At 73.0% G+C, this 25,174-nt stretch carries 21 protein-coding genes; 8 read left to right on the forward strand and 13 right to left on the reverse strand.

Going from position 1 to position 25,174, the window contains the following annotated elements; all coding sequences use genetic code 11:
- The first annotated feature begins 191 nt into the window (after nt 1–191).
- Nucleotides 192–1,601: a SulP family inorganic anion transporter gene (locus IEZ10_RS27765; protein WP_189249454.1), complete on the forward strand. Its 1,410-nt coding sequence runs from the start codon at nt 192–194 to the stop codon at nt 1,599–1,601.
- 152 nt (nt 1,602–1,753) lie between these two features.
- Here IEZ10_RS27765 and IEZ10_RS27770 read toward each other — a convergent pair whose 3' ends face one another.
- From IEZ10_RS27770 to IEZ10_RS27780, 3 genes are read right to left on the reverse strand one after another with little or no spacing between them, the layout of a single operon-like run.
- Entirely contained in the window at nt 1,754–3,130 is a 1,377-nt protein-coding gene (locus IEZ10_RS27770; protein WP_189249455.1) for a condensation domain-containing protein, read from the reverse strand.
- On the reverse strand, nt 3,127–4,857 hold the full coding sequence (locus IEZ10_RS27775; protein WP_229811711.1) for an amino acid adenylation domain-containing protein: 1,731 nt from the start codon (nt 4,855–4,857) through the stop codon (nt 3,127–3,129). The genes IEZ10_RS27770 and IEZ10_RS27775 overlap by 4 nt, the downstream gene beginning before the upstream one ends.
- Nucleotides 4,854–6,260: an FAD-dependent oxidoreductase gene (locus IEZ10_RS27780; RefSeq protein ID WP_179818020.1), complete on the reverse strand. Its 1,407-nt coding sequence runs from the start codon at nt 6,258–6,260 to the stop codon at nt 4,854–4,856. Before IEZ10_RS27780 ends, IEZ10_RS27775 begins: the two co-directional genes overlap by 4 nt.
- Before the next feature lie 304 nt (nt 6,261–6,564).
- Between IEZ10_RS27780 and IEZ10_RS27785 the strand changes: the two genes are divergently transcribed.
- On the forward strand, nt 6,565–7,317 hold the full coding sequence (locus tag IEZ10_RS27785; protein ID WP_189249457.1) for an SDR family NAD(P)-dependent oxidoreductase: 753 nt from the start codon (nt 6,565–6,567) through the stop codon (nt 7,315–7,317).
- 265 nt (nt 7,318–7,582) lie between these two features.
- Here the strand turns inward: IEZ10_RS27785 and IEZ10_RS27790 are convergent, their stop codons facing one another.
- The 9 genes from IEZ10_RS27790 to asnB are packed head-to-tail and all read right to left on the reverse strand — an operon-like array spanning nt 7,583 to nt 19,367.
- Nucleotides 7,583–8,779 carry an FAD-dependent monooxygenase gene (locus IEZ10_RS27790; RefSeq protein WP_189249458.1) on the reverse strand — a complete coding sequence of 399 codons (1,197 nt, stop codon included), beginning with the start codon at nt 8,777–8,779 and terminating at the stop codon, nt 7,583–7,585.
- Nucleotides 8,776–10,134: an ATP-grasp domain-containing protein gene (locus IEZ10_RS27795; protein WP_189249459.1), complete on the reverse strand. Its 1,359-nt coding sequence runs from the start codon at nt 10,132–10,134 to the stop codon at nt 8,776–8,778. The genes IEZ10_RS27790 and IEZ10_RS27795 overlap by 4 nt, the downstream gene beginning before the upstream one ends.
- Nucleotides 10,131–10,964 carry an ATP-grasp domain-containing protein gene (locus IEZ10_RS27800; RefSeq protein WP_189249460.1) on the reverse strand — a complete coding sequence of 278 codons (834 nt, stop codon included), beginning with the start codon at nt 10,962–10,964 and terminating at the stop codon, nt 10,131–10,133. Before IEZ10_RS27800 ends, IEZ10_RS27795 begins: the two co-directional genes overlap by 4 nt.
- The gene (locus IEZ10_RS27805; protein ID WP_189249461.1) at nt 10,961–12,202 is read right to left on the reverse strand and encodes an ATP-grasp domain-containing protein; all 1,242 of its coding nucleotides are present in this window, start codon (nt 12,200–12,202) and stop codon (nt 10,961–10,963) included. The genes IEZ10_RS27800 and IEZ10_RS27805 overlap by 4 nt, the downstream gene beginning before the upstream one ends.
- A complete protein-coding gene (locus IEZ10_RS27810; protein ID WP_229811712.1) occupies nt 12,199–13,746 on the reverse strand; it encodes an MDR family MFS transporter in 1,548 nt (515 codons plus the stop codon). The genes IEZ10_RS27805 and IEZ10_RS27810 overlap by 4 nt, the downstream gene beginning before the upstream one ends.
- Nucleotides 13,746–15,356, reverse strand: a complete 1,611-nt coding sequence (locus IEZ10_RS27815; RefSeq protein ID WP_229811713.1) for a dihydroorotase — start codon at nt 15,354–15,356, stop codon at nt 13,746–13,748. The genes IEZ10_RS27810 and IEZ10_RS27815 overlap by 1 nt, the downstream gene beginning before the upstream one ends.
- On the reverse strand, nt 15,344–16,519 hold the full coding sequence (locus IEZ10_RS27820; protein ID WP_189249463.1) for an acyl-CoA dehydrogenase family protein: 1,176 nt from the start codon (nt 16,517–16,519) through the stop codon (nt 15,344–15,346). The genes IEZ10_RS27815 and IEZ10_RS27820 overlap by 13 nt, the downstream gene beginning before the upstream one ends.
- Entirely contained in the window at nt 16,498–17,544 is a 1,047-nt protein-coding gene (locus IEZ10_RS27825) for a PrpF domain-containing protein (RefSeq protein WP_189249464.1), read from the reverse strand. The genes IEZ10_RS27820 and IEZ10_RS27825 overlap by 22 nt, the downstream gene beginning before the upstream one ends.
- On the reverse strand, nt 17,541–19,367 hold the full coding sequence (gene asnB, locus IEZ10_RS27830) for an asparagine synthase (glutamine-hydrolyzing) (protein WP_189249465.1): 1,827 nt from the start codon (nt 19,365–19,367) through the stop codon (nt 17,541–17,543). The genes IEZ10_RS27825 and asnB overlap by 4 nt, the downstream gene beginning before the upstream one ends.
- 793 nt (nt 19,368–20,160) lie before the next feature.
- Here asnB and IEZ10_RS27835 point away from each other — a divergent pair.
- The 4 genes from IEZ10_RS27835 to IEZ10_RS40080 all read left to right on the forward strand — a co-directional run bounded on the left by IEZ10_RS27835 (nt 20,161) and on the right by IEZ10_RS40080 (nt 22,720).
- Complete coding sequence (locus IEZ10_RS27835; protein WP_189249466.1) at nt 20,161–21,189, forward strand: PLP-dependent cysteine synthase family protein; 1,029 nt, start codon at nt 20,161–20,163, stop codon at nt 21,187–21,189.
- Entirely contained in the window at nt 21,189–21,926 is a 738-nt protein-coding gene (locus tag IEZ10_RS27840) for a class I SAM-dependent methyltransferase (RefSeq protein WP_189249467.1), read from the forward strand. Before IEZ10_RS27835 ends, IEZ10_RS27840 begins: the two co-directional genes overlap by 1 nt.
- Nucleotides 21,927–22,400: 474 nt before the next feature.
- Nucleotides 22,401–22,601: a hypothetical protein gene (locus IEZ10_RS27845; protein WP_189249468.1), complete on the forward strand. Its 201-nt coding sequence runs from the start codon at nt 22,401–22,403 to the stop codon at nt 22,599–22,601.
- Entirely contained in the window at nt 22,598–22,720 is a 123-nt protein-coding gene (locus IEZ10_RS40080; RefSeq protein WP_268246379.1) for a hypothetical protein, read from the forward strand. The genes IEZ10_RS27845 and IEZ10_RS40080 overlap by 4 nt, the downstream gene beginning before the upstream one ends.
- Before the next feature lie 22 nt (nt 22,721–22,742).
- On the opposite strand, the gene sigJ is transcribed toward IEZ10_RS40080, so the two are convergent.
- Nucleotides 22,743–23,606: an RNA polymerase sigma factor SigJ gene (gene sigJ, locus IEZ10_RS27850; protein ID WP_229811714.1), complete on the reverse strand. Its 864-nt coding sequence runs from the start codon at nt 23,604–23,606 to the stop codon at nt 22,743–22,745.
- A 314-nt stretch (nt 23,607–23,920) separates the two neighbouring features.
- Between sigJ and IEZ10_RS27855 the strand changes: the two genes are divergently transcribed.
- Nucleotides 23,921–24,553, forward strand: coding sequence for an FMN-dependent NADH-azoreductase (locus IEZ10_RS27855; protein ID WP_189249470.1), 633 nt, complete (start codon nt 23,921–23,923; stop codon nt 24,551–24,553).
- A 210-nt stretch (nt 24,554–24,763) separates the two neighbouring features.
- Entirely contained in the window at nt 24,764–25,135 is a 372-nt protein-coding gene (locus IEZ10_RS27860) for a hypothetical protein (protein WP_189249471.1), read from the forward strand.
- Nucleotides 25,136–25,174 lie beyond the last annotated feature (39 nt).

Raw genomic sequence — 25,174 nt, forward strand, 5'->3', positions numbered from 1 at the left:
GTTCCCTCGCTCCTGGAGGGTCGCGCCCACCTGATCACCGTCGCCCGGCGACAGGTTCATCACGAATGCGAGCAAGGGCGAACAACGCCTGATCTCAGGTCGTCTCTTCGGCCATGAGGAACCCGACGGGCATGCCGCCCCTGCCGTTCCACCACCCCGAGTCCGCCCCACCGGACATGAAGAGTCCGGAGATGAGAAGCCCGGCCCTGGCCTGGCTCGGTCACCCCCTGACCGTCACCGCCGTGGTGGTCCTGCTGCTCAACGACCATCTCCTCAAGCCGCTGTGGCCGGGCGCGCTGACCGGCAAGCTCAGCGACGTCGCCGGCCTGATCGTCGCTCCTCCCCTGCTCCATCTGCTGGTTCGCCGCCCCCGCCTGTCCATCCTGGTCACCGGCGCGGCCTTCACCCTGGTCAAGACGACCACCGTCGGAGCCGCCCTCGCCTCGCAGGCGTGGACGCTCGTCTGGGGTCCGTCCCGGGTCCTGGCCGACCCGGCCGATCTCGTCGCCCTGCCCGCGCTGTACGTCGCCTGGTGGGCCTGGAGACATCCCGACGCCCGAGCCGTACGGCTGGCACGGGCCGCGATCGCGGTTCCCCTCACCGTGCTGGCCGTCGCGGCGACCGGTCAGGCGGACACCTTCACGCCGTACAGCGCCTACGCGGTCGATGTGATCGACGACACGATCGTCGTGGCGACCCGCGGGGGCTCGCGGCCGTGGCTCACCGGGACGGGCTTCGCCTCCGGGGACGCGGGAAGATCGTGGTTCGGCCGGACGGTCCCGGAGACCATCCCCGAGAGGACCTCGGCCTGCGTGCCCGGCCTTCCGGACCGCTGTTACCGGATCGTCCCGGGCAGGCTCAAGGTGGAGGAGTCCAGGGACGGCCGATGGGTGACGGCGTGGGAGGTCTCCACCGGCGACCAGGCATGGCTGGCCAGAGCATACGACCCTGAACATCCCGAGGGCACCGGCGTGGTCGCGTCTTCGGGGATCGCGGTCCAGAAGCTCCCCGGCGGGCACGTCGTGGTCGTCGCCAACGGCGCCGACGGGATCGCCCTGCGGGACGTCTCGGGTGCCTGGCACCGGCTGGGCTGGGCGGAGGGGAAGGGGTTCGCCTCCACCGCCGCGCCGTCCCTGACGAGTCCGGGGAGGTATGAGGACTCCATCCACACGATCGCGCTGTCGGCGGCCTTCGCCGCGGGAGTCGTGGCGCTCGGATGCGGTGTGCGGAGGTTCGGCTTCTTCGTGGCCGCGCTGGCGCTGTGGGCGGGGGTCTCGTCGTTCCACTCGGGGATGAACACGGCGATCCTGTTCAACCCGGTCGCCGTACTCCTGGGCATCGCCCTCATGTCCGCCGGCGCGGGCGGAATGATCATGAGCGCCGTACGCGGTGAGGCCCCGCTCCGGACATGGGTGATCGGCGCGGCCACCGCGGCCGTCACCTACTACGCGATCATGACGCCTTTCCGGGCATGGAGCGCCGGGTGGCTGGACTCCAGCTCGTCGGCGTTCAACCTGTCCGCCGTCCTGGGGGTCGCGACGGTCTGCGCGGGCGTCTTCGCCGTGGTCAGACTGGGAGGCTCCCGGCGGGACCTCCGGTGAGTCTGGAACGGGCTTCCAGGTCCTGGCCCACGTGGGGAGAGGCCGTACAAGCGGCCGCGCCGGGGCCGTCGGGTGGACGGCCCCGGCGCGGTGGTGCCGTGATGAGGAGAGGCGGGGTCGGCCCTCCTCACCGAAGGCGAGGCGGGCGGGGATCAGCCCTCTTCGCCGGAGGGGAGGACCAGGCGGCGCAGCGCCGCGCCGAACTCCGTCACCATGTCGTCGATGGTGGCGGGGTCGAAGAGGTTGCTGTTGTAGGCCATGGAGCCGATGATCTCGCCGCCGGGGTCGAGCTCCAGGTGCCACATCGCGCCGTCCGGGATGTCGCCGCCCACCGGCTGCGACAGCAGATGCCTGCGGATCACCGAGTACTCCAGCTCCCCGGCGGTGCCGCGCTCGGAGGGGAACGGCGACCGGAAGACCTGGAAGGCGACCAGGGCCATGTCGTCCTGCATCACGGGCAGCATGAGCTCCGGCGCCTGCTGGAGGACCTGGCCGAACGGGATGTCGTGGGAGTACGCCTGGACGCAGCTCGTCCGGACCCGGGTGACGACGTCGCGGAAGTCGTCACAGCCGGTCAGGTCCGCCCGCAGCGGCATGAAGTTGAAGAACGACCCCACGGTCTCGTGGAACCGCGCCGGGCCGCGGCCGGAGGAGAAGGTCGGGATGACGACGTCGTCGGTCCCGGTCTTCTCCTGCAGGAACCGCACGTAGGCGGCGAGCAGCACCATGAACGGCGAGCAGCGGGTCTCCTTGCCGATCCGCTGGACCGCCGAGGTGACGTCGGCGGGGAAGGTGAAGCGCCGCCAGCCGGTCAGCTTGGGCAGGCCGGCCGAGTGCGGGTGGTCGGTCTTCGAGCCCAGCATGCGGGCGCCGTCCAGCTTCTCCCGCCAGTACGCCTGCGCCCTGCCCAGCCGCTGCGGGTCCACGCCGGAGCGCTCCCAGGCGACGTACTCCCGGTACTGCGGCACCTCCGGCAGCTCGGCGTCGTGCCCGCTCCGGACCGCGTACCGGGCGGCCAGGTCGCGCATGACGACCCGCATCGACCACTCGTCGACGGCGGTGTGGTGGGCCATCAGCGCGAGCACCGCGTCGCGCTCGTCGAACCGGCCCACCACGGCGCGCAGCAGCGGCAGGTCGCTCATCGGGTACGGCCCGGCCTCGACCTCGTTGAGCAGTTCCTCGGCGGCCAGGTCGCGGTCGCCGGGGGCGGTGCCGGACAGGTCGCGGACGTCGAGCCGCGCCGGGCCGGGCGGGGCGATCCGCTGGTGGGCGTCGTCGCCGCGGCGGATCTCGGTGCGCAGGGCCTCGTGCCGGGCGACCACGTCGTCCAGGGCCTGCCGCAGGGCGGCCGGGTCGAGGGGCCCGGTGAGCCGCCAGCCGCAGACGATGGTGTAGCGGGGGCCGAACGGCCCCTCCTCGTCCCCCTTGTCGAACGCGCGGAGGAACTCCTGGTTGAACGACAGCGGGACGCGGTCCGGCCCGTCGCTCGGGATGTCGTCGGTCAGGCTTGGCGCCTCGGAAACGCTCATGACTCCTGGCTCCTCATGCCGGCGTACTGCTTGCTCTGTCGGGTGGGGGTCGTTCTGTCGGGGGTGTCGGGGGCCGCCGCCAGGCGGCGCAGCGTGTCGCGGTCCACCTTGCCGCCGGCGGTGCGCGGCAGGCGGCCGACGACGGTGAAGGTCACGGGCGGTGTGGCCCTGCCGAACCACCGGCGCAGGGCGGCGCGCCAGGTGGCCGGTACGGCGTCGCCGGCCGCGGGGTCGCGCGGCACGACGTAGGCGGCCAGGCCGGCGACCTGCCGGTGCCTGCCGGGGACGGCCACCACCGCGCACTCGGCCACCGAGCCGTGCGCGGCCAGCGCCGACTCGACGTCGCCGAGTTCGAGGCGGACGCCGTTGACCTTCACCTGGTGGTCCCGGCGGCCGTGGAACTCCAGCAGCCCGTCCTCGGCGCGGCGGCCCCGGTCGCCGGTGCGGTAGTAGCGGTCCGGCCCGTGCGCGCCCGGCGGCGGCCGGAAGGCCGAGAGGTCCCCGGCCGCCGCGCCGACGTATCCCGGCGTGACGTACGGGCTGCGGACGACCAGGTCGCCGACGGCTCCCTCGGGGCAGGGCCGGTCCCGCCCGTCCAGCACCAGGATGTCCCGCCCGGGGATGGGCCGGCCGATCGGGATACGGTCGCCCTCCGTCCCGGTCACCTCGTGCCAGGCCGCCAGGATCGACTCGGTCGGGCCGTACAGGTTGACCAGCCGTACGGCGGGCAGCGCCGCGCGGACGCCGTCCGCCAGCTCGCCGGTCAGCGCCTCCCCCGCCAGCAGGAGGCAGCGGAGTTCGGCGGGCGGTCGCGCGCCGGGGGCGGTGACGGCCTCCAGCAGGCGGCGGGCGAAGCTCGGGACGGTCTGCAGGTGCGTGACCCGTTCGGCGGCGAGCCAGGCGGCGAGCCTCTCCGGGTTGGCCCGGAGCTTCGCCGGGACCGGGCACAGGGTCGCGCCCGACACGAGCGGGGCGAACATCTCCACCAGGCTCGCGTCGTAGCCGGGCGCCGCCCACTGGGCCACCCGGGCCCCGGGGCCGATCCGGAACTCCGCGGTGAACCAGTCCATGAACTGCGCGAAGCCGCGGTGGGTCTGGGGGATGCCCTTGGGGCGGCCGGTGGAGCCGGAGGTGTAGGCGACGTACATCCACTCGTCCAGCCGGTCGTCCGCCCGCCCGTCCAGGAGGTCGCCCGCCGCGTTCGTCATCTCCGGGGTCTCCCCCGCCGCGAGGTCCGCGTCCGCGCCGGTCCGGGTGTCCCCGCCCGGTTCCGATGATGTAGCGGAACCCGAGGCCGGGCCGGCGTCCAGGACCGTTCCGCCCAGGGCGTCGCGGTACCAGGCCAGGAGGTCGTCCCCGGCCGGGGCGGCCCCGTCGAGCAGCAGGAACGCCGGCCGCAGGTCCGCGAGCACCGCCCTGCTGCGCCCGCCCGCCTCCGAGGTGTCGAGGCAGAGCAGGTGGCCGCCGGCGGCGAGGACGCCGAGCGCCGCCGCCGCCAGGCCGGGCCCCGGGTCCATCCGCACCGCCACCGGCAGGCCGCGCACCCCGCCGGCGGCCCGCAGGACGCCGGCGACCGCGTCGGCCCGCCGCAGCAGGTCACGGTAGGAGACGCCTCGTCCCTCCCCGGTGACGGCGACCGCGTCCGGAGTCGCCCGGGCGTGCCGCCGTACCAGCTCGTGGACCGGCCGCCCGGTGAAGACGGCGGCCGTCACCGGGGAGGCGGTCACGACACCGTCGCCTTGGGCTTCTCCACCGGCGCGGGCGGGCGGCGGCGCGGCTGCGCGGCCGGCTTGCCCCAGGGCAGGGCGTTCCACAGGATGCGGGCGAGCATCTTCGGCCGCATCAGCGCCTCGGGGCCGTCGATCAGGCCGGCGCCGCGCATGTAGGCGGCGGCGACCACGCCGTCGCGGGTGGCGGCGGTCTGCACCAGGTTCAGGAACGCCTGGGCCACGCGGAGCTGCGGGGTGCGCTGCCCCTCGACGCCGGGGAAGCTGAGGTCCACGGTGTGGGTCATCTCCCACGGCTGGTCGATGACGTTGCGGGACAGGTCGGAGAAGTACTGGAAGGGGTCGGGGGCCGCGCCGGTGTGCAGGTGCTGGCGGATGACCAGCGCGCTGAGCGCGGCGACGGTCATGCCCTGGGCGTACACCGGGTTGAAGCAGCACACCGCGTCACCGGTGACCAGCAGGCCGTCGGGGAAGCGGGTCATCTTCTCGTAGTGGCGGCGCAGGGTCGTCGGGAAGCGGAACGCCACCGGCTCGTCCAGCGGCTCGGCGTGCTGCAGGGCGTCGTAGATGTCGGGCACCGCGAGCGACTTGATCCACTCGTACAGGCCCTCCTGGGTGGTCGGCGGGTGGTCGCCCAGGATGCCGTAGGTGGTCAGCTCGACCCGGTCGCCGTCGGTCTTGGTGAAGATGGCGCCGCGGGGCAGCTCGGGCGAGGCGACCGGGTTGATGGACAGGTCGCCGTGGTAGGGGTCGGCGGTCAGGCGGTAGTGCTGGGTGACGTAGCCCAGGCCGATCTTCGTCCGCTCCTCCTCGACCCGGGCGTATCCCAGGGCCTCCAGCCAGATGGGGGTGCGCGAGCCGCGGCCGGTGGCGTCGACCACGAGGTCGGCGTCGATGACCTTCTCGCCGGCGCCCTCCTCCTCCAGCGGCTGCACCCGCACGCCGGTGACCCGGCTGCGGTCGGCCGTGGTCTCCAGGCCGAGGATGTCGTGCCGCTCGGCGAAGGCGATGTTGGGCAGCGCCCTGGTCCGCTCGCGGATGTGGTGCTCCAGCTTGGGACGGCTGGCGGCCACGCACACCAGGCCGGCGTGCTGCTGCTTGATGGGCTTGCCGTGGAAGTACCAGCGGACGTTCCCGGCGAGGTCGCCGGTGGGCACGCCGTCGGCGAAGAGCTGCTCGGTGATGCCGGGGTACAGCTCCTCCATGACCTGCTGGCCGCGGGCCAGCAGACCGTTGATGTGGCGGCTCTGCGGGCAACCCCGGCGCGGCCCCTCCACTCCGATCAGGACGTCGCGGTCGACGATGAGCACCTCGTCATAGGCGTCGGCGAGCACCCGGGCCGCGAACAGCCCAGCGAGGCTTCCACCGAGCACCACCGCACGGGTCTTTGCCACATCACCCATTGGAGCGCCTCCTCGGCTCAAGGTTTCTTCAGCGATCCGTCGTCGCCCGCCGGTCCCGTACGGCCGGCCGGGGCGCCCGCCCGCCCTTCTCCGCAAGGCGTGCGGTCCGCTGCTCTATCCGCTACAGCGTCACATCCGGAATTACCCGGGGCATCTTCTGGAATGCTGCCTGGCGGACCGGAAAGGGCGGGGATCCGGCGGACCGGAAAGGAGGCGCGGCGTGACGCCGTAAAGGCAGGCCGGAAAGGCGGAGAAGCGCAATTCCGAGGATGTGACGGAAACGCCCGCGTGTGATTCTGGCCGCATGACGGAGTTTGCGAACAGAACAGTTCTCATCACCGGTGGCGGCAGCGGCATGGGCCTCGCCACGGCGCAGAGGCTCCTGGCGGCGGGCGCGCAGGTCGTGATCGCCGGTCGCAGCCAGGAGCGCTTGGACAAGGCGGTCGAGGAGCTCGGCGCGGGCGACCGCGTCCTGGCCGTGGCGGCCGACGTCTCCCGCGCCGAGGACCTCGACCGGCTCTTCTCGCGCATCGAGGAGCGTTTCGGCCGGCTGGACGGCGTCTTCGCCAACGCGGGGATCGCCGACTTCGCCCCCAGCGCCGGTGTCACCGAGGAGAGCTTCGACGCCGTGGTGGGCGTCAACTTCAAGGGCGTGTACTTCACCATCGCCAAGGCGGCGGCGCTGATGGGCGACGGCGGCGCGATCGTGATCAACGGCTCCTGGCTGGCCCACCGCGGCCTGGCCTTCACCTCGGTGTACGCGGCGACCAAGGCCGCGGTCATCAACCTGGTCCGCACCCTCGCCCCCGACCTGGCCACCAAGGGGATCCGGGTCAACGCGGTCAGCCCCGGCTACATCGTGACCGAGATGTTCGAGGGGATCTCCAGCACCCCCGAGGCGCAGGAGGCGTGCCGCGCCCAGGTGGCGCTGGGCCGGCTGGGTTCCGCCGAGGACGTCGCGGACGCCGCGCTGTTCCTGCTGTCGCCCCGCTCCTCCTACATCACGGGCCAGGAGCTCGCGGTGGACGGCGGTCTCACGACCTCCGTCCCCATGTGAGCCGTCTTCGGCGGTGATCACGCCGAGCCGTTCCATGAGGGCCGTCGGGCGTTTCCGGTGGGGCGGCGGTTTCCGCCGCCCCACCGTGCTCTCCGCGAAATCCGTGAAGCGGCCGGACATGATGTCCGGCCGCTTTTCCCATTCTCACGCCCACCGTTTTCCGGCGCCATGTGCGACGCGTTCGATGTGTGTGACATCTGCGGCACATGTGAGTTGTGCGCCACGCGGACCACGCATGGCGCACATGTCACCGGCGTCACACGCGTCACACCGGGACGGGCTCCACGCGGCCCGGGGGCCGCCACCCGAACAGTGTCATGGGTCCTTCGTCCTGGGTGCTGAAGTCCCGGGGCGCGCCCGACTCCTCGCCGGCGCCCGACTCCCTGTCCACGCGTCCCGTGCGCCGCGACCGCAGCACCACGTCCGCCGCGCGGGACGCGCGCGCCGCCGAGTACGCCTCCAGCGCGGCCGGCGCGTCGGAACACGACCGCAGGTGGTGGGCGAGGACCGCCGCGTCCTCCAGCGCCATGCCGGCCCCCTGCCCGACCCCGGGGGTCATCGGGTGGGCGGCGTCGCCGAGCAGGGTCACCCTGCCCGAGGTCCACCGCGGGATGGGGTCGCGGTCCACGATGTCGGTCACCACGATCCCGTCGGCGTCGACGTCGCGGATGATCTCCACGATGGAGTCGTGCCATCCGGCGAGCAGGTCGAGGAGGGCCGGCATCGCCGCCGCCGGGCCCATCGCGGGCCACACCTCGGGCGGTGCGACGATCTTGGCCGCCCAGTACAGGTGCCCGCCGCCGATCGGCCCGGCGAACAGGTCGACGCCGTCGCCGCTGGCGATGAACCCGTTGGGGTGGGCGCCCGACCTTCTCGTCCGGCCACGCACCGAGGTGTAGCCGCGGTAGAGGAGCGGGCTGTCGCCGAACAGGCGCCGGCGGATGCCGGAGCGGACGCCGTCCGCGCCGACGAGGACGTCCGCGGTCAGGACGGAGCCGTCGGACAGGACCACGTCGACGTGCTCACCGCGGTCGGCGTGACCGTCGACGCGGACGCCCGTACGGAGGTCGACGCCGACGGCCAAGGCCTCGCCGAGCAGCGCGTGCTGCAGCGCCGAGCGCAGCAGGGTCACCTGCGGGGCGCCGAAGCGGCGGGTGAGCTCCCCGATCGCGTCGACCGCCAGCGTCGTGCCGTCGGAGGCCAGCGTCGGCCTGGTGTCGCCGGGGACGGCCTCGTGCCCGGCCGCGCGTACGGCCCGGCCCAGGCGGGGGCTGATGGCGTCCAGGGCGGTGATCGCGTTGGGGTAGAGGACCATGCCGGAACCGGCCTCGGCGATGCGCGCCGTACGCTCGACGACCGTCACCCCGATCCCGGCGCCGCGCAGGGCGACGGCCAGGGCGAGCCCGCCGATGCCGCCGCCGGCCACCACCACGCTCGGGCCCGTCACGGCCGGGCCCGTCACGACCGGCTCCGGCTCGCCTCGGGGACGGCGGGGGCCTCATCCTCCGGGACGGCGGGGGCCTCGTCCCCGGGGGCGGCGGGGGCCTCGTCCTCGGGCGGCTCCTCCAGTTCCTCCAGGACGAGCCCGTCCAGGAACCAGTCCTCCAGCTCCTGGAGCCGGCTCTGGCAGGTCGCCCGGTCCGGCCCGGAGACGAGGAAGCAGCACATGACGTCGGCGGAGTAGCGGGAGACCCGCATGACCTCCCCGCGCTCGACGGAGATCTTGTACTCCTCGACCCAGGGGAACGGCGGTTCTCCCGGGAGGTCGACGACCTTGCCCGGCCGGCGCGACAGGAGCAGCTGCCCGGTCATCTTGACCGGCTCGGGCCGTTCGGGGCCGATGTCGATCGGCAGCGGCAGGCCGGCCTCCGCGCGCACCCAGCACTCGTTCAGCTCGGCGCCGAAGATGGTCTTGATGACGCCGCGCGTCTGGGCTCCCCCGGTCCGGCAGGCGATCTCGCACAGGACGAGCCGGTCGTCGGGGGTGTGGAACACCTCCGCGTGGAAGGTGAAGTCGCGCGGGCAGGGCAGGGCGTCCAGCACCCGGTCGGTGAAGTCGAGCAGCCGCCGCGCCAGCGGGTCGTCGCGGTCCAGCGTGACGTCGTGCCTGCCGCCGCGCAGCTCCTTGAAGGACGCCAGGGTGAACAGATACTGCGACGGCCAGGCGAGGGCGACCCTGCCGTCCACGACGAGCCCGTCGACGTGGCACATCGCGCCGGGCACGAACGCCTCCACCATCAGGTTCGACTGGAGCGGCCCGTAGACGTCGAGCCTGTCGGCGACGAACGCGTCGAGCTCCTCGCGCGACCGGAGCACCGTGACGCCGATGGAGCCCGCCCCGTCGCGGGGTTTGACGACCACGGGGAAGCCGTGTTCCCGCGCGAAGGAGACGAGGTCGCCGGCGCACTCGACGCCGCGGTGCGCCGCGACCTCGATGCCCGCGGCCTGGACAGTCTCCTTCATCAGGAGCTTGTTGCGGAACGGCAGCGCGCTGGAGAACGTCTGGCCGGGCAGGCCGAGGATCTCGCGGAGCTGGGCGGCCCGCTCCAGGTCGTGCTCCTGGCAGGTGAAGAGGCGGCTCACGCCGTACCGCCTGGCGAGGTCGAGGACGCGGGCCTCCAGCACGCCGCCGACCTCGTAGTCGTCCAGCGCCTCCATGTGGCTGTAGCCGGTCTCCCCGGTGGGCAGTTCCTCGCCGACCCAGCCGAGGTGCTCCTTGGACGCCAGGAGCAGGACGTCCCCCTCGTAGTCGGCGAGCCACCTGTCGTAGGCGTGGGCGGCGAGGGTGCCGCGGTGGTGCAGGATCAGGACGCTCATCGGATCATCTCCAGGTTGTCGGGGACGAGCCCTGCCTGGACCCGGACCGCCGCGCGGCGGTCGTCGCCGTCGACGTCCGGGGTGACGGTGTCGACCAGCCACCGCCCGTCGTCGGCGCGGACCGCCTCGACGAGGTACGGGCAGCCGTCCGTCGCCGGCAGCGCCGCCAGCGCGGCGTCCACGGCGGACGACAGGCCGGGGGGTTCCGGGCGGCGCGACGCCGTGCCACCGGCGACGACGCGACGGCGCTCGCCGGCCGTCCACGGCTCGGCCATCAGGGCGGGCACGGACACCAGGTCGGGGGCCAGGCCGCCGCGGGTGTAGGCGCGCACGTCAGCCTCGTCGCGCAGGACCGCGACCGTGGGCCATCCGGCCTTCTTGCGCTCCCGGACCCGCACCGGGTATCCCCAGCGGTGGGCGTGCCAGTAGAGGTCGGAGATCCGCTGCACGGCTCCGCGTTCGACGGCGGGGACGCCCGCCCCGGCCAGGAGCCGCCGGGTCGTCACGGGGTCGGCGAACGCCAGGGCGTCGTCCCTGCCCTGCCCGGCGACGCCCAGGCACTCCCGCAGGGCGCCGGCCCTGACCAGGTCCTCGGTGGAGGTCGCCACGAGCGCCGACACGGCGGTGCGTTCGGCGAGGTCGAGCACGTACCTGTCCACCTCGGTGGACGTCGCGTAGCCGGGGAGGCATCTCACCAGGTCGTAGTCGCCGCCGGGGACCTCCTCCGGGGGGCGCCCGGTCAGCAGGACGAGCCGGCGGCCGCTGTCGCGCAGCCAGTCCGCGTACGGCGGGAGCGGGCCGACGGCCCGGTCCAGGATGACAATGGTCATGGGTTCACCACCTGCACGTTCAGGGTGTTCTCCAGCAGTTCCTCGCACAGCTTGACCGCGGCGTCGCCGTCGGGGCCGGTCGCGGCGACCAGGCCGAGGCGGTCGTTGTTGTCGAGCACCGGCCCGACGACGTCCCCGACCTTCGCGAACACGTCGGCGGCGATGACGTCGGGGCGGGAGCGCAGTTCCGCCAGGCCGTCGATCGCCGCCACCCGGCCCGGCCCGGCGTCCAGGAACCGCACGGCCGCGCCGCCTCGGGGCCGGGGCCGCTCGGTCAGCTCCTCCACCAGCCCGAAGGGGTGGCCGATCGCGTAGGCGACCAGGTCGATCCCGTACACCGCCTCCACCAGGTCGGTGATCCGGTCGCCGCCGATCCGGTTGTGCGACTCGATGACGACCGGGCCGCGCGGCCCGATCCGGATCTCGGTGTGGCTGGGCCCGTCGGCGAGCCCCATCGCGTCGAGGAAGCCGGTCGCGGCCGCCGCGACCAGCTCCTCCCGGGCGGAGGTGATCCGGGCCGGGACCGTGTGGCCCAGCTCCGCGAAGTGGGCGCCGGAGGTGAGCTTCTCGGTGACGGCGACCACGACGTGGCGGCCGGAGAAGCTGAACGCCTCGACGCTGAACTCGGGGCCGTCGACGTACTCCTCCATGAGGAAGCCGGTGAGCGGGAACAGGTGTCCGCAGCCGCGGTTCACCCCGGTCTCCCGCAGGCCGAGCACCCGCCGCCACGCCGCGTCGGCGTCGGCCGGGCCGTCGACGCGGAAGACGCCGATGCCGGCCGCCGCGTCGGTGGGCTTGACGATGAACGGGTAGCCGTACCGGTCGCCGAAGGAGGTCAGGTCGTCCCGGCTCCCCAGCGGCTCGGCGCCGATCGTCGGCGCGCCGCGGGCCGCCAGGTGCCGGCGCATCTCGTACTTGTCCCGGAACCGCCGGCAGACCTCGTGGCCGGTGCCGCCGAGGCCGAACAGGTCGTTGACCCGGCCCAGGGCGTCCAGCGCCGGGTCGGTCAGGGCCAGCGCGGCCGTGATCCCCCAGCGTTCGCGCGCGGCCTGCGCCAGGGGCCGCACCGCGGACCAGTCGGTGTAGTCGGCGACGAACGTCACGTCGGCGAGCGCGGCCTGTTCGGCCTCGAACTTGCTCCTGTGCTGGAGGAGGACGACGTCCAGGCCGAACTCCTTGGCCGTCCGGAGTGCGCGTGTGGTGGCGCCGATGAACAGCAGCGTCCTGTCCTGGGTCATCGCCTGCTCCCTGATGTCGCGTGTCGGGTGTGCGGTTCCCCCGCGTCACCGGCCGCGTGCGGCGCGGCCGCCGTCCGGTCGCCGTCGGTGCGCGGCGCGGCCTCGGCCCGGTCGCCGTCGGTGCGCGGCGCGGCCTCGGCCCGGTCGCCGTCCGCCCGCGGTACGGCCTCCGCCCGGTCGCCGGTCGCGTCCGGTGCCGTCTCCCCCTGGCCGCCCTCCGCCCGCGCGACCGCGGCCCGTGCCCGCAGCACCGACAGGATCAGCAGGCACGACGCGGCGCCGAAGACCCCGTACAGGGCGCTCATCGCGGCCGGGGGGACGAAGGTTCCGAGCGTCACGCACAGCGAGCCGGCCACCGCGGCGAGCCGGAACTGCAACTGGTAGACGGCCATGTACATGCTCCGCGCGTCGGGGTGGACCACGTCGGCCAGCAGCGCCTGACGCGTCGGGGAGGTCATGATCTCCCCCAGCGCGAACACCACCGTCGCGGTGATCAGCACCCCGGGGTCGTTGCTCACCGCCAGCACCATGTATCCGGCGGTGACGACGATGGTGCCCCCGCCGATCCGCTGCCCGTCGGTGAGCCGCCTGAAGATCGTCGTCGCGGACAGCGCGAGGCAGACGACGACGAAGGTGCTGATGGCCCGCAGGATGCCGAACATGTTGACCCCGTCGACGTCCAGCGCCCACGGGCCGACGTCGAAGAGCCGCTGCGGCGGGAACTCCTGGCTGAGCCGTACCCCGATGTAGTTGGCGAGCTGCACCTGGATGCAGGTGAACAGGAGGATCGAGAGGAAGAACCGGGCGAAGACACGGTCGCGCAGGACGGCGGCGTAGCCCCGCAGCAGCGGCAGCAGCCATCCGGCCCGCCCGGTCCCCGGCCCGCCCGCGGTCCCGGCGGTGTTCCCTCCGGTGGTTCCGCCGGTGGGCCCGGTGGCCGTCTCCGCGGTGGTCCCGGCAGTGGTCCCGGTGGCCGGCCTGGTCTCGGAGATCCACCGCCAGGTGACCACGGCGACCCCGCCGGAGAGCACGGCCGCCGCGGCCAGGATGAGGAAGAAGTGCCCGCCGTAGAGGAAGCCGGCGAGCAGGGAGCCCACGACGAACGCCACGTTCGTCGCCCAGTAGTTGACCGCGTAGATCCTGGGCCGCGTCTCCGGGGTGGACACGTCGATGATCATGGCGTCGCTGGCCGGCCGGACCACGCTGATCAGGGCCGTGTTGACCAGGTAGAAGACGTAGGTGGCGATGCCGGACTGCCACCACGGGGAGTTGGCGAGCGCCAGGCACACGGCCGCGACGAAGCAGCCCACCTCGCTGACGAGCATCGTACGGCGGCGCCCGCGCACGTCGGACAGGTAGCCGCCGAGGAAGGTGCACGCGATCGCGACGCCGGCGGCCACCACGGTCATCAGGCCGGCCGTGGCCGCGCCGTACAGGCCGGAGAAGTGGATGATCATCAGCGGGATGAGCATCATGTCCAGCAGGCGCTGGACGAACCCGATGCCGATGCGGAGCTTGATGTTCGGGTGTATCCCCTTCAGCATCACGCGGAGGTCACCTCCCGCTCCCCCGCCTCGCGGGACGGGTCCCGCACCGCGGCCTCCGCACATGACGGGTCCTGCGCCGCGGTCTCCGCGCGTCGCGGACCCCGCGCCGCAACCTCCGTACGTGACGGGTCCTGCACGGTGATCTCCGTACGCGGCCGGTCCTGCGCCGCGGCCTCCGCCCGCGGTGGGTCCTGCGCGGCGGCGCCGGACAGCCAGCGTCCCTCGGGGCGGCCGAAAGTCCCCCGTTCGGCGTCCCAGGCCACCTGCCCGCCCCTGATCGTGGTGAGCACCCGGCCGGTCATCGTCCATCCCTCGTACGCCGACCAGCCGCACCTGGACCGCACGTCGTGCGCGGAGAGCATCCAGGGCGTGGCGGGGTCGAAGACCACCAGGTCCGCGTCGGCGCCCGGCTCCACCCGGCCCTTGCCCGGCAGCCTGAACATCTCGGCCGGCCTGGCGGAGAGGTGCTCGACCAGACGCGTGACGGCCAGATCGGGGTCCTCCTCCGGCCAGCGCCGCCGCATGCCGGTCCACACGGCCACGGCGAGCTCCTGCACGCCGGGCAACCCGGGTGGGGCGTCCGGGACCGGCCGGGTCTTCTCCTCGACGGTGTGCGGGGCGTGGTCGCTGCCGAGACAGGCGACCTCGCCGGCCCGCAGCGCCTCCCACAGCCTGTCCTGGTCCGCCTGGGTGCGGATGGCCGGTGACAGCCGGATCCTGGCGCCCAGCCGGCGCGTGTCGGCGTCGGTGAACGACAGGTGGTGGCCGGTCACCTCGAACGTGACCGGCAGCCCGGCGGCCCGCGCCGCGGTGACCAGGTCGGCCTCCTCGGCGCTGGACAGGTGCAGGATGTGGGCCTCGGTGCCGTACCGGCGGACCAGCTCCAGGACGCGCGCCACCGCGGAGATGCCGCCGCTGCGCGGCCGCCGCCGCTCGTAGTCGAGGTAGGAGCGCGGTTCCCCCTGCCACCGGTCGAGCAGGGTGAAGATGGACTCGTCCTCGGCGTGCAGGAGCAGCCGCACACCGCCGATCGCGGCGGCCGCGAAGATCTTCTCCAGCGCGGCCGGGTCCCTGACCACGGTCGGCGCGGTGTGGTGGCCCGCCATGAAGACCTTGGCGGTCGTCGAGATCGCGGGGTCGAGGCGGGCGAGCAGCGCGGGCCGGCGGGGGTCGGCCCCCAGGTGGAACCGGTAGTCGACCAGCGACGTCCCGGCGACCAGCCCGGCCTTGGAGACGAGCGTCTCCGGGTCGAGGGTCGGCGGCACCGTGTTCGGCATGTCGATGACGGTGGTCACGCCGCCCGCGACGGCGGCGCGGCTCCCGTGGGCCCAGTCCTCCTTGTGTTCGAGTCCGGGCGTGCGGAAGTGCACGTGTGAGTCGATCAGCCCCGGCAGGACGTAGCAGCCGTCCGCCCGCACCCGGGGGACGTCCGGCGGCAGGCCGCCGTCGCCGCCTGCGTCACCGTCTCCGTCACCGCCTCCGTCGCCGTCGAGCACGGCGGTGATCCGGCCGCCGGTCACGGTGACGGTCGCCGGGCGCACCCCGGCGGGGGTGACGACGCGGCCGCCGGTCACCACCAGGTCGGGGCGTGTCCTCAGTTCGTCCATGACGCCGCCATCAGCTCCCGGCACAGGTCGTTGGTCGGCCCCATCAGCGCCACCGCGCGGGCGTCCGCGATCAGGCGGTTGAGCTGGTGGCCCACCACGTACGCGGTGGATCCGAGCATGCGGGCGATCTCCAGGCAGACCTGCTCGGCCGTGGCCGAGGCGAAGATCTTGCTCTGCAGCGTGACCGTGCCGGGCGTGGCCGACAGCCTCCGCCCCGCGCTGTCGACAATCGCGCGCGCGGCCTCCACCTGGGCGCTGAGCTCGGCGAGCCGCTGCCTGGCCGCCTGCGTCCCGAGCGGGCCGGGCCGGCGGGCGTGGTCGATCGCGACGTCCAGCGCCGCCTGCGCGATTCCCACCGACACCGCTCCGAGGGTCGCGCCGGTCTCGCGGACGGCGGCGATGATGGCCGGGGCCTGCCCCAGCGGGCCCAGCCGGTCCTCGTCGGGGACCTCGCAGTCGTGCAGGGTGACGAAACCGGTCGCCGACCCCCGCATGCCGGCCAGGTCGAGCGACCGGTCGACGCCCAGGCCGGGGTTGTCGCCCCGCACCAGGAAGAAGGACTGGCCCGCGGAGCCGTACAGGCTGTCGCCGTTCCCGCCGTTCCCGCCGTTCTGGCCGTTCCCGCCGTTCTGGCCGTTCCGGGGCTCGCGGTCGTCGTGCGCGGCGGAGGTCGTCGCGAGCACGAGGTAGATGTCCGCCACCCCGGCCCCGGTGGTGAACGACTTGGCGCCGTTGAGCCGCCAGCGGCCGTCGGGCGTCCGGGAGCCCGTCGTGGCGATGTTCTTCTTGGCGGCGCCGGCGCCCCGCTCGCTCCACGCCGAGGCGGCCAGGCACTCGCCGGACGCGAACGCCGGCAGCAGCGCGGCCTTCTGCTCGGCGGTGCCCCACTCGACGACGCGCATGGTGACGGCGAAGTGCTGGAACAGGATGATCGCCACCGACGGGTTCACCCGGGCGACCCGCTCGACCACCGAGTTGACCGTGGCCGCGTCCCCGCCGGCGCCCCCGTACTCCGCGGGCACCGCGGTGGCGAGCAGGCCCGAGCGGCGGAGTTCGGCCAGCGCCTGCTCGTCCGGCCATCCGCTGACGGCGGTCCGGGCCGCGGAGTGGAGAAGCGTCTCCAGCACCGGGCCCGGTTCGATCACGCTGACACCGACAGACATTCGACAGTCTCCTTGAACTGGAAATGGGCAAGCGACTCGATGAGGAACGAGCCGTGGAGGACGACCCGCCGGTTGCCGACGGTGATCCAGGCGATCTCGCGTTCCCGGTCGCGCACGTGCACGGCCGCCAGGACCTCGACGCTTCCGCCGGGCGTGTCGACGTGGATCGCGCCGCCGTCGTACCGGGCCTCCCTCGCGGCCAGCCACGGGACGGTGCCGGGGATCCCGATCGCCGCCCCCAGGCAGGCCGCGCCGGTCAGCGCCAGCGTGGGATGCCAGGTCGGCACCGACACCGCGCGGGCCGCGATCCGCCCGCCCCCGGCCGGGACGGTGACCGCCACCTTCGGGAACACGCCCTCGGCCGGCCAGCCCAGGTGGGCCGCAGCCGCGCCGCGGATCCGCACCAGGCGGTCGAACAGGGCCGGGTCGTCGCCGAACAGCTCCTCGGCGCCGGAGATCCGCGCGCCGGAGGCGGACACGAAGACGTACGGGTTGCCCGCGGACACCAGGGAGACCTCGACCCGCTCGCCGTCCACGTCCAGGGCCGTCGTGGGCCGGCCGGTCAGCAGCAACCGGGAGACGGGTTTGGGCGGCGCGTGCAGGAAGTGCATGGTGAACCCGGTCGTCCCCCGGCTCACCTCCTCGACCTCGCAGGCCAGGCAGTCGCCGTTGTTGAGGACGTTCACCCGCACCCGCATGCCCGGCCCGAGCCTGGGCAGCACGCCGGTCTCCGCCGCCGCCGTGATCGCGCACAGCACCGAGTGCCCGCACGAGCCCCGCAGGTCGAACCCGGCCGGGTCGCCCGGCAGCGCCTGGACGAACCGGTAGTCGAGGTCGAACAGCGGATGCGCGGAGGGCTCGATCAGCGCGATCTTGAGCACGTGCTCCCCGCCCGCGGCGGCCAGCCAGCGGCGGGCCTCGGTGAGCGCGGCGAGCAGCGGCTCCCGCTGCCTGGGCAGGTGCCTCGCGTCGAGCACCAGCGTGGGACACGGGCTTCCCACGGCGTAGGCGAGGTGGCCGATCATGCCGCCATCTCCGTCTCCTCCACCGGCCGGCGCGTTCCCAGGCGGAACTGGTCGAGCCACACCTCGTAGACGAGCAGCGCCCAGATCGTCAGCGCCGTGGTGTCGTCCGGCCGCGTCGCCTGCCGGGTGAACAGGTCCCGCACCGCGGTGGGGTCGAGCCGTCCGGCGGGGCGCAGCCGGTCGTCGGCCAGCATGTCCCTGGCGTACTCCCACAGCGGCCATCCCGGCGCGAGCATCGCGGTGACCGGCAGGGTGAAGGGCTGCTTCGCGCGGTTCGTCACGCTCTCCGGCAGCAGGCCGCGGGCGGCGGCGTACAGCGCGCGTTTGACCTGCCCACCGCCGATCCGCAGCCCGTCCGGCAGCGCCCGGCCCAGGTCGACGACGCCGCGCTGGCAGTACGGCAGGCGGACCTCGACCGACCGCGCCATGCTCATGTGGTCCACCCGGCGCAGGTGGTAGGCGGGGAGGCGGTGACGCAGCTCGAACTCGGTGATCCTCCGCAGCACGGTGCCGCCGCGGTCCAGCAGTTCCGTCGCCTCCGCGGGGACGGCGGGCGGCCCCTCGCGGAGCAGCGCCGCGTAGTCGCGGGTGTACAGGCCGGCGCGCCGGTCGGCGGGCAGGACCCCGAGGCTGTCGAGGTAGGCCCGGCGCCAGGGCGCGCCCGCCTCGGCGGCGGCCGCGGCGGCCCGCATCCGCTCGTAGCCGCCGAACACCTCGTCGGCGGCGTCCCCGCTGAGCGCGACCTTGAACCCGGCGTCCCGCACCGCGCCGAACAGGGCGTAGGTGCTGAGCGTGATCGGGTCGGCGTTCGGCTGGCCCAGGTGCCACACGACGTCGGCCAGCATGTCGGGGAACGTCGCGGGGTCGATCTCCACCTGGTGGTAGTGGGCTCCGGCCCGCTCGGCCACCTGGCGCGCGTAGTGCCGCTCGTCGGCGGGCCAGCGCCCCCGGTAGGCGATGTTGAAGGTGTGCAGGGTCCCCGGCCGCCGCGCGGCGAAGGCGGTGACCAGGCTGGAGTCGAGCCCGCCGGAGGTGATGGTGGCGACCGGCACGTCGGCGGTCAGCAACCGGTCCACCTCCCGGCGGAGCCTCTCCCGCAGCTCGTCGCCCACCACCGTGAGATCGGCCGGATCGGTCTCCGGCCGCGGCGTCGCCGCCCGCTCCCGGGCGCGCAGGCGCAGCCCCGCGGTCCCGTCGCAGATCGCGGTGACGCCCGGGGGGAACACCCTGATGTCGGCGAACATGGTCTGCTCGCCGAACGGGGTCTTGGTCGCGAGATAGGCGTCGAGGCCCGGCTCCCAGGCCGCGGTGGAGACCCCCTCGAACGCGAGGAGGGACGGGATCTCCGAGGAGAAGTGCAGGGTGCGCCCGGCCGGGTCCCACCGGTAGTACAGCGGCTTCATGCCCGCGTCGTCGGTGGCGAGCACCAGGCGGGGGGCGCCGCGCAGGTCGAGGACCGCGATCGCGTACATCCCGTCGAGGCGTTCGGCGAAGGCGTCGCCGTACACCCGGTAGAGGGCCGGGAGGATGGACCCGTCGCAGTGGTCGGGGAAGGTGAAGCCCCGCCCGCGCAGGTCCTCGCGCAGCGCGTCGTGGTTGTAGATCTCGCCGTTGAAGACGACCTTGACCGCGCCGTCGGGCGAGACGTACGGCTGCCGCCCGGCGCCGGGGTCCATGATGGCGAGCCGGGTGCTTCCCAGCGCGTAACCGGGGCCCCGCGCGAGTCCGGTGCCGTCGGGTCCGCCGTGGCGTTGCAGCGCCTCGGCGGTCCTCAGCTCGTGCGGCGAGGCCGTTGTGTTGAAATATCCGTATATGCGGCACATCCGCGTTAGCACTCCTCCCCGTCCACTCCGTCGTGGCGCCGGCTGCCCGATCCCGCGGCACGGGGCTCTCACCCGGTGTCGCGGCGTCGGCGGCGGCGACGTCCGTCGACGCCGGCGGCCTTCTCGCCCGAGCAGCCGGATCCGTGTTACGGGTGGTCGAGGAGTCCGGTAGGGGTCCCGCCCGCGGTCGCCGGAACCGAGGTTCCACGCCGCCGACGCGACGGTCGTGTCGGCGGATCCGGCTCTGCGGCAAGCCTGGCAGCAGCCCGGACGGCGGGGCACCTTTGGAATTGCGGTGATCGCCCCTCCCCCGGACGGCCGGGGCCGGCGCCGGACGACGATCCGGCGTCCCGCCCCGCCGCGCGCGGCCGACCCCTATCGCACCGCCCCGGAAGGCGACGGCCCCCACCGCGCCGGTCGGGAGGTTCCGGCCCCCGTCGCACCGGCCGGAAAGGCGCCAGCCGGGGAGGCGCCGGCCGGGGAGGCGCCGGCCCCGCCCGTGCGCGGCCGGACCAGGTACGGCGGCCGCCCGCGGAAAGCACCGCAACCCGGAAGATGTGCCGCGGCCGGTCGGGCGACAAGCTGATCGTGCAGGTCCCCGCGAGGCAGGAGGGGTCCGCTGTGCCGAGGACCGGCCCCGGCCGTCCCCCCCTCGCCGCCTCCGCCCGCGGCGGGCCCGCCATGGACGCGTCATGGACCTGTCACGGACGCGGGCCGGGCCGCCGGGTTCCGCCCCGCCCGTCGCCCGCGCCCATGACCGGCCGCCCATCCTTCCGACGCGCAAGGAGAAACCATGACCGTCAGCTTGCAGCCACCCGTGGCGACGGGCCACGCAGTGGTGTCGTCCCTGGAGGAGCTGGTGGGCGACACCCCGCTGCTGCGGCTCGCCCTTCCCGACTGCCCACCGGACGTCCGGCTGCTGGCGAAGCTGGAGATGCTCAACCCCCTGTCGAGCGTCAAGGACCGGGCCGCGCTGCGGATGATCCTGGAGGCCGAGCGCTCCGGCGCCCTTCCCCCCAGCGGGGGGACGGTGATCGAGGCGTCGTCCGGCAACACCGGCATCTCGCTCGCCGCGCTCTGCGCCTCGCGCGGCCACCGGTGCGTCATCGTCCTGCCGGACAACGCCACCGAGGAGCGGCGCGCCATCCTGCGGGCGTTCGGCGCGGAGATCGTGCTGTCCCCGTACCAGGAGGGCCTGCTCGCCGCGATCGAGCGGGGCGTGCAGCTCCACCGGTCCATCCCCGGCTCGTTCCTGGTCGGCCAGGAGAGGAACCCGGCGAACGTGGCGGCCCACTACGAGACGACCGGGCCGGAGATCTGGAACGCCTGCGGCGGCTCGGTGGACGTGTTCGTCTGCGCGGTGGGGACCGGCGGCACGCTGACCGGCGTCGCCCGCTACCTCAAGGAGCGGGGCGACGTCCACGTCGTCGCCGTCGAGCCGGCGGGCTCGCCGGTCCTGTCCGGCGGCGAGCGGGGCCCGCACCGCATCCCCGGCATCGGCGGCGGGTTCGTCAACCCGGTCACCGACGTCACCTGCATCGACGAGGTGGTCACCGTGACCGACGGGGACGCGATCGGCACGGCCCGCGACCTCGCCCGCCACTCCGGCCTGTTCGCGGGGATCTCCTCGGGCGCCGCCGTCCACGCCGCCCGGGTCCTGGCGGGCCGGGAGCGGTGGGCCGGCGCAACGATCGTCACGATCCTTCCCGACAGCGGCGAGCGGTACCTGTCCATCTGGGACGCCCCCGTGGACCCCGCGCCGCAGGCCACCGCGTCTCCGCAGACCACTCCCGTCCCCCTCAAAGGAAAGTGTGGAGCCTGATGACCATCACGTCCGAGACCTCGAAGACGCACTGGAACGACGTCGCGATCGACTACGACAAGGTGCTGAACACCGACGCCTCCAACGTGGCACTGCTGGCCACCGCGGTCGAGCTGCTGCCCCCCGGCGCCACGGACCTGCTGGACGTGGGATCGGGCACGGGCCGGCTGACCTCGCTGTGCCGTGAGGCGCTGCCCGGGGCCCGGATCGTCGGTCTCGACCCCGCCCCGACGATGGTGGCGGCCGCGCTGGAGAAGTTCGCCGCCGACCCGGACGTGACGTTCACCGACGGCGTGGTGCAGGACCTCTCCCAGTTCCCCGACAACAGCTTCGACGTCGTGATCAGCAGCTTCGCCCTGCACCACCTGGAGCTGGACACCTACGCGGCCTCCGCCGCCGAGATCTTCCGCGTCCTGCGTCCCGGCGGGCGCTTCATCAACGCCGACCAGTTCTGCCGGGTCATGGGAGAGCCCGGTGACCGGGAGCGCGCGCTCGACATCCTGGACCTGCTGACCGCCAAGGCGCGGCACTACCTCCTCAACGCCTGCTTCGAGCGCATGCTGCTGCAGGTGGACCTGCTCCCTCGCTTCATGCGCGAGGACGGGGAGATCCTCACCACGCCGGAGTTCTGGCGGGACCACCTGGTCGAGGCCGGCTTCGAGCAGGTCACGATCGTCCCCACCCCGCCGGTGGAGCTGTACAACCGGGTCATCTGGGCGGTCAAGCCCGCCGGCTGACCCCCCTCACCGCCGCGCAGGGCGGGCCGGGACGATCCGGCCCGCCCTTCGCGTGCCCGGCCCCGGCGGAACCGGATCGGCCGCCGTCGGAGCTCCCGGCGGAACGGTCTCCAAGGGGTGCCACCGGAGTACGGCAGAAACGGGCAGCGGGTGTGATCGCTGATCGCTGGAATCTCTGTGTCCGTACCGTTGGTGATGGTTTCCGGGGGTTCGGGTGGCGTCGATCGATCGGACGGCGTACCCCAGGTTCACGCGTGCGGTGTGGGCGCGCGAGCTGGCGGAGGTGTTCACTCCGTCGGTTGGCGAGGTGGACCGGGCCCGCGGGAAAACACAAGACGACCAGCACTTGCTGGCTTCGCTGGTGGGGATCTCGGTAGCAATGAAGAAATTTCCAACGAAGTAGCTTCTGACCTGGGTTGATACGGACCCCTTTGGCTAAGGCTCGATTCGCTTACGGTGTGGTAGAGCCCGGACGTGGCGCGCTTTGACGCGACGGATGCCGAGTGGGCGTTGATCGAGGAAAAGGAGCGCAACACCGTCGAACGCTGCTTCCAGAAGGTCAAGACCTGGCGCGGTCTGGCTACCCGCTGCGGCAAGGCTCCGGAAAGCCATGAGGCGGGACTCTACCTTCGAGGTTCGATCACGTGGCCGGAGCTCCTCACCTCGACCGCATGATCCGAACCCCGAACAGTTCCTATGACCTGCGCCTCGGTTTCCAGGTCGTCCTCTGCCCTGAGATGGGAACTCATGGCCTGGTGCAGTTCGGGGACGGTCATGCCCTGGCCTTCGGGTGACACGATGGTGAGGAGACATGCCTCAGCCCGTCGTCCAGTGACGGAGCTTCTCGGGGTTGCGCACGACCCAGATGCGCTTGATCCTCTCGCCTGCGACCTCGAACGCGAACACCGTCACGATGACGCCGTCCTGCTCGGCCACCACACCGGGACGGCCGTTGACAGTGCGTTCAAGGAACGTCATGTTGCCGGGTCTGCGGCGGGCGATTTCGATCCAGGCGTGCGCGATCTGTTCGCCGCCTTCGATGGGGTCCAGGAAGGTGGTGGCGAGGCCCCCGCCGTCGCCGATCGCCACGGCGTCGGGGTCGAGCAGGCCGATCAGGGCGTTGATGTTCTTGGCCTCCCACGCTTGCTTGAAGTCCCTGATGATGCTGGACTGCCGGGTCGCCGGGGCCGCGGAGGGCTGGGCGGCGCGGATGCGGCGGCGGGCCGAGGAGGCCAGTTGGCGGCATGCCGCGGGGGTGCGGCCGACGATCTCGGCGACTTCGGCGAAGGAGTAGCGGAAGACGTCGTGCAGGATGAACGCGACGCGTTCGGCCGGGGTCATCGATTCGAGGACGACCAGGAAGGCCAGGTTGACCGACTCGTCCAGGGTGATCCGGTCGGCCGGATCGGCGGCCGTGCCGCTGTCTGTGGGTTCGGGTAGCGGCTCGGGGAGCCATTCGCCCACGTAGGTCTCGCGCCGGACTCGTGCCGAGCCGAGCAGGTTGAGGCAGATGCGGCTGGTGACGGTCGTCAGCCAGGCGCCGGGGGACTCGATGGCGTCCTGCCGCTGCCGGGACATGGCGTACCAGCGGGTGTAGGTCTCCTGGACGGCGTCCTCGGCCTCGGCCAGGGAGCCCAGCAGCCGGTAGGCGAGGTTGATCAGCTGACGCCGCTCACTCATGACCGCGTCCAAGCCCGGATCGGGCCGCCCTCCGCCTGAACCGACAACGTCCGGCTTGTTTTGGCTGGTCATCGTCACGGCTCCCTGGTTCGTGTCTGCCTTCATCCTGCTCGACAAGACAGCGTGCCGAAATGTGAGGCCGGTGCCGCAGCCTGACATTTCCGGGGGTTGTGTTGTCGAACTTCATGAGTCCGGTGCGGACGTCCTGGCCACTACGGAAGGGCGCACCAAGACCCGCCGCCGAATGCGAGCAAGCACATTCGGCGCTCGTTCGACTACGTCGTGTCATCACGGCATCACCCTAGGGAGCCACTTTGAGCCTGTTCCGGCTTGACGCCAGCATCCTTCCCGGCACCTCGGCCAGCGCCGAACTCGCCGACATCGTGGAAGCCGAATGGATCGCCGCCCACCCGGACGGGCCGGTGGTGCGCCGGCACCTGGGCACCGATCCACTGCCGGCCGACGCCTGGGCGCAGGCCCACACCGGCGCATTGACGCCCGAGCCCGACCGCTCGCCCGCCCAACGCGACGCTCTCACGCTCTCCGAGTCGCTCGTCGCGGAGCTGGAGGCCGCCGAGACGGTCCTGCTGGCCGTGCCGCTGTACAACTTCGGAGTCTCCCAGCACTTCAAAACCTGGGTCGATCTGGTCATCGCCGGGGCGCCCTTGGGCAGCCCGGTGCTCAAGGGCAAGCCGACCGTCCTGGCCACCGTGCGAGGGGGCGGCTACGCCCCCGGCACCCCGCGCGAGGGCTGGGACCACTCCACCCCGTACCTCAAGCGCGTCCTCGCCGACGTGTGGCGGGCCGACCTCACCGTCATCGAACGCGAGCTCACCCTCGCCGCCACCAGCCCAGGCATGGAACACCTCCGCGACCTCGCCGCCGACCTGCACGCTCAAGCCCTGACCGTGGCCCGCGACGCCGGTCGAGCAACCGCGGCCAGGTGACTCCGGCGAACCGTTTCCCACCGGCCCGAACAGGAGCGGCATGTCATGGATCAGATAGCGCGCAACAAAGCGGCGTTCGCTCGTCTGCACGACACCCACCGGGCCGCCGGCGGATCGGCCGGCCCTTTCCCGGGCCCCCCGTTCACCCCTGGCTACTTGAACGGCAGTTGAGCACTCTTCTGCTACTCAACTACGTGACCAGGAGGAAACATGCCGGACCATGACAACCTGTCAGCGGAGGCCGCCCTTCGTGAGGTGGACCGCGCGCGGGACGCCGTACGGAGGTCCAGCCGCCGGGGTGCGTACCTCTACCTGGGGATGTGGCTCGCGGTCACCGCCTGCTGGCTGGTCATGTTCCTCGGACCGGCGGCGATCGCGGGCTACGTCACCCCGGCGCTCGGCGTCATCACCATGGCCGGGTTCGTGTACGCCTCCCGTCAGCGGGCCTACAGCCGGCTGCACTCCCGGCTCCCGTTCCCCGTCACCTACGCGTTCGTGGGGACGACCGTGATCGGAGTGTCAGGGCTCAGGACCCGTGCGACAGATCCGGCGCAGGAGGTGGGTGACACTCCGGCTAGATGATCTGTTGCTCTTCGACGCCTATTGAACCGGAAACGTGGG

The sequence above is a fragment of the Streptosporangium pseudovulgare genome (genome assembly GCF_014648055.1).
In the GTDB taxonomy this organism is placed as follows: Bacteria; Actinomycetota; Actinomycetes; order Streptosporangiales; family Streptosporangiaceae; genus Streptosporangium; species Streptosporangium pseudovulgare.

Bases quoted from the DNA above. Each gene is read 5' to 3' on its own strand.
- IEZ10_RS27805 (WP_189249461.1), bottom strand. From the start codon at position 12,202: ATGACCCAGGACAGGACGCTGCTGTTCATCGGCGCCACCACACGCGCA.
- IEZ10_RS27785 (WP_189249457.1), top strand. From the start codon at position 6,565: ATGACGGAGTTTGCGAACAGAACAGTTCTCATCACCGGTGGCGGCAGC.
- IEZ10_RS27770 (WP_189249455.1), bottom strand. From the start codon at position 3,130: ATGAGCGTTTCCGAGGCGCCAAGCCTGACCGACGACATCCCGAGCGAC.
- IEZ10_RS27815 (WP_229811713.1), bottom strand. From the start codon at position 15,356: ATGGACGAACTGAGGACACGCCCCGACCTGGTGGTGACCGGCGGCCGC.
- IEZ10_RS27765 (WP_189249454.1), top strand. From the start codon at position 192: ATGAGAAGCCCGGCCCTGGCCTGGCTCGGTCACCCCCTGACCGTCACC.
- IEZ10_RS27780 (WP_179818020.1), bottom strand. From the start codon at position 6,260: ATGGGTGATGTGGCAAAGACCCGTGCGGTGGTGCTCGGTGGAAGCCTC.
- IEZ10_RS27810 (WP_229811712.1), bottom strand. From the start codon at position 13,746: ATGCTGAAGGGGATACACCCGAACATCAAGCTCCGCATCGGCATCGGG.
- IEZ10_RS27835 (WP_189249466.1), top strand. From the start codon at position 20,161: ATGACCGTCAGCTTGCAGCCACCCGTGGCGACGGGCCACGCAGTGGTG.
- IEZ10_RS27860 (WP_189249471.1), top strand. From the start codon at position 24,764: ATGCCGGACCATGACAACCTGTCAGCGGAGGCCGCCCTTCGTGAGGTG.
- IEZ10_RS27800 (WP_189249460.1), bottom strand. From the start codon at position 10,964: ATGACCATTGTCATCCTGGACCGGGCCGTCGGCCCGCTCCCGCCGTAC.
- IEZ10_RS40080 (WP_268246379.1), top strand. From the start codon at position 22,598: ATGATCCGAACCCCGAACAGTTCCTATGACCTGCGCCTCGGTTTCCAG.
- IEZ10_RS27825 (WP_189249464.1), bottom strand. From the start codon at position 17,544: ATGATCGGCCACCTCGCCTACGCCGTGGGAAGCCCGTGTCCCACGCTG.
- IEZ10_RS27840 (WP_189249467.1), top strand. From the start codon at position 21,189: ATGACCATCACGTCCGAGACCTCGAAGACGCACTGGAACGACGTCGCG.
- IEZ10_RS27820 (WP_189249463.1), bottom strand. From the start codon at position 16,519: ATGTCTGTCGGTGTCAGCGTGATCGAACCGGGCCCGGTGCTGGAGACG.
- IEZ10_RS27795 (WP_189249459.1), bottom strand. From the start codon at position 10,134: ATGAGCGTCCTGATCCTGCACCACCGCGGCACCCTCGCCGCCCACGCC.
- sigJ (WP_229811714.1), bottom strand. From the start codon at position 23,606: ATGAGTGAGCGGCGTCAGCTGATCAACCTCGCCTACCGGCTGCTGGGC.
- asnB (WP_189249465.1), bottom strand. From the start codon at position 19,367: ATGTGCCGCATATACGGATATTTCAACACAACGGCCTCGCCGCACGAG.